The organism is Propionivibrio sp. (assembly GCF_049316945.1).
GTDB lineage: Bacteria > Pseudomonadota > Gammaproteobacteria > Burkholderiales > Rhodocyclaceae > Propionivibrio.
Genome location: NZ_JBMOJE010000295.1, coordinates 1 through 2,747 on the forward strand (window position 1 = coordinate 1; position 2,747 = coordinate 2,747).

Genomic DNA, 2,747 nt, shown 5'->3' on the forward strand with positions numbered 1-2,747 from the left:
GACCGTCATTCAAGGCTTTCAGCAATTTGCTCTCTCGTTTAACCGGACAGTAGTGATCAACAGTGTAAATAATCATACTATTGATACAGTATCGTGCAAAATTGTACGCATTGCCAGTGCAGAACGTGAACAATTAGACCAGTCGTGACACATGAGGAGCGTTCACGCCGCGCGGCGCGGGTCTCCATCGGGTGCCGGTCAGTTGCAGCTATTGCTGGTTCGTACTGATGGAATGCAGGTCGGAGCGATTGAATGCATGTTGCTGCGCGTTCAAAATTGACCATCATGCGCGGATTACACTGACCAGCCATTTTCATGCGATTTTCTGGCTGACTCAGGTTCGAAGATGCTTTAGTCTGGACAAACAACAACGCTCATGATGGTCAATCTGACTCGCGCAAACAACAAGCCGTTCGCCTATTTCTGATTTATGCAACAACGCCGCTCAGGACGCGAATTGTAGCCGCGCCAGATGGGCATAGAGACCATCCTGTCGTACGAGTTCCTCGTGGCTACCGGTCTCGACGATGCAACCATGTTCCATGACCACGATGCGGTCGGCCCGCTGAACGGTGGCCAGTCGATGGGCAATGACCAGCGTGGTGCGGTTCTTCATCAACCTCTCCAATGCCCCCTGGACCAGGCGCTCGCTTTCGGCGTCGAGGGCCGAGGTGGCTTCGTCAAGCAGCAGGATCGGGCGGTCGGCGAGCAGGGCGCGGGCGATGGCGATGCGTTGGCGCTGACCGCCGGAAAGACGCACTCCGCGTTCGCCAAGGTCGGTCTCATAGCCTTGTGGCAACTTGCTTACGAAGTCATCGGCATGAGCAGCCACGCAGGCCGCGCGAACTTCCTCGGAGCGGGCATCGGGGCGGGCGTAGCGGACGTTTTCCAGCACGCTGGTAGCAAAGATCACTGCTTCCTGGGGCACCAGGGCGATGCAGCGGCGCACCGCCAGCGGATCAGCGGCTGACAGAGGTACGCCGTCGAGACTGAGCTGTCCCGACTGTGGATCGTAAAAACGCAGCAGCAACTGGAAAACCGTGGATTTACCCGCTCCCGAGGGGCCGACCAGCGCCACGCTTTCACCCGGCGACACGTTAAGGCTGAAGTTGGCCAGGGCCGGCGTGTCGGGCCGTGACGGGTAGCGGAAATTCACGTCCGCGATAACAATTTCGCCGTGCGGTTTCAATGGCAGGGGCAACGGGTGAGTCGGCTGGCCCACATCGGGTTGCGCTGCGAGCAGTTCCAGCAGACGTTCGGTGGCCCCAGCGGCGCGCTGCAAATCGCCCCAGGATTCGGAAAGCGCACCGACCGATCCGGCCACCAGAGCCGCATAAAAGACGAAAGCGGAAAGCTGTCCGGGACTGATGCGGCCGGCCAGCACGTCATGGCCGCCAACCCACAGGATCAGTGAGATGGCGCCAAACACCAGAAGCATGACCGCCGCCACCAGCGTGGCCCGGTTGCGGATGCGCGCCAGGGAGGTGGAAAAACCGCTTTCAACCAGCGTTGCGAAATCGCGCCGGTCGGCGTCTTCGTGGCCATAGGCCTGGACGATGCGAATCTCGTGGATGGTCTCGTCGATGCGGTTGCCCAGATCGGCCACCCGATCCTGGCTGATGCGCGCAAAGCGCCGCACGCGCCGGCCAAACAGCACGATGGGGACCACCACCAGCGGCACGCCGGCGACGACCATCAGTGTTAGCTTCAGATTGGTGGTAAACAGCATAACCAGCCCGCCGGTCAGGATCAAGAGGTTGCGCAGGGCGATGGAAAGGCTGGAGCCGACGGCATTTTCGATCAATGTCGTATCGGCGGTGAGGCGCGAAATCACGGCACCGGTGCGGCCCTCTTCGAAATAAGAAGGCGGTAGCGACAGCAGGTGGTCAAAAACGCGCCGGCGCAAATCGGCGGTGACCCGCTCACCGAGCCACGAGACATTGTAAAAGCGCGTGTAGGTGGCCGCCGCGAGCAGGGCGATGACGCCGAACATGGCCAGCAGGGTGCGATCCAGCCAGGCCGGATCGCCGGCGGCAAAGCCACGATCGATCACGGCGCGCAAGCCCTGGCCGACGCCGAGCATGGCCAGAGCCGCGACCACCAGCGCAATGGCGGCGAGGATCACACGCTTGCGGTAGGGCTTGAGCAAAGCCACGATGACGCGGACAGGCGTTCTTGGATCGGACATGGTCTCTCCGGAAACAGGGAAACATTGTATGCGCTGAATGACCCGGGCTATAGTTCGTCGTCATCAACTCATTCAAGGAGCGCACCATGACTTCCCTTCCCCTGGCATCCCTCATTACCCTGCTGGTCGTTCTGCTGATGTTCCTCACGGCGCTGAATGTCGGTCGGGCCCGGGTGCGTTACGGCATCAAGGCACCGGCCGTGACTGGGCATGAGGTGTTCGAGCGCGCCTTCCGCATCCAGATGAACACCCTTGAAAGCGCCGCGCTGATGTTGCCGGTTCTCTGGCTGTACGCGGGATATATCGACGACCGTGGTGCTGGGGTGATGGGCCTTGTCTGGCTTGTCGCCCGCCTCTGGTATGCGCTGGCTTATCAGAGCGATCCGGCCCGGCGGAGCGGGGGATTCGTCCTCTCCTTCCTGGCCTTTGCCGGACTCGGGCTTGGCGCGCTGTGGGGCGTGCTCAGGGTGATGATGCATTGATGGTGTGGGAAGTGATCGTCTATTCGCCTGAACGGCGAACTGCCTCAGAACAAGGGTTTGGACGGGGCTGCACCCAC

Annotated in this window: 2 protein-coding genes; one reads left to right on the forward strand and one right to left on the reverse strand. The window is 60.9% G+C overall.

What is annotated here, in order from left to right:
- Positions 1-445: 445 nt before the first annotated feature.
- Entirely contained in the window at positions 446-2,188 is a 1,743-nt protein-coding gene (locus tag ACOYNV_RS27190) for an ABC transporter transmembrane domain-containing protein (RefSeq protein ID WP_422902946.1), read from the reverse strand.
- Positions 2,189-2,274: 86 nt separating this feature from the next.
- On the opposite strand from ACOYNV_RS27190, the gene ACOYNV_RS27195 reads away from it, so the two are divergent.
- A complete protein-coding gene (locus ACOYNV_RS27195; protein WP_422902947.1) occupies positions 2,275-2,670 on the forward strand; it encodes an MAPEG family protein in 396 nt (131 codons plus the stop codon).
- Positions 2,671-2,747: the final 77 nt, after the last annotated feature.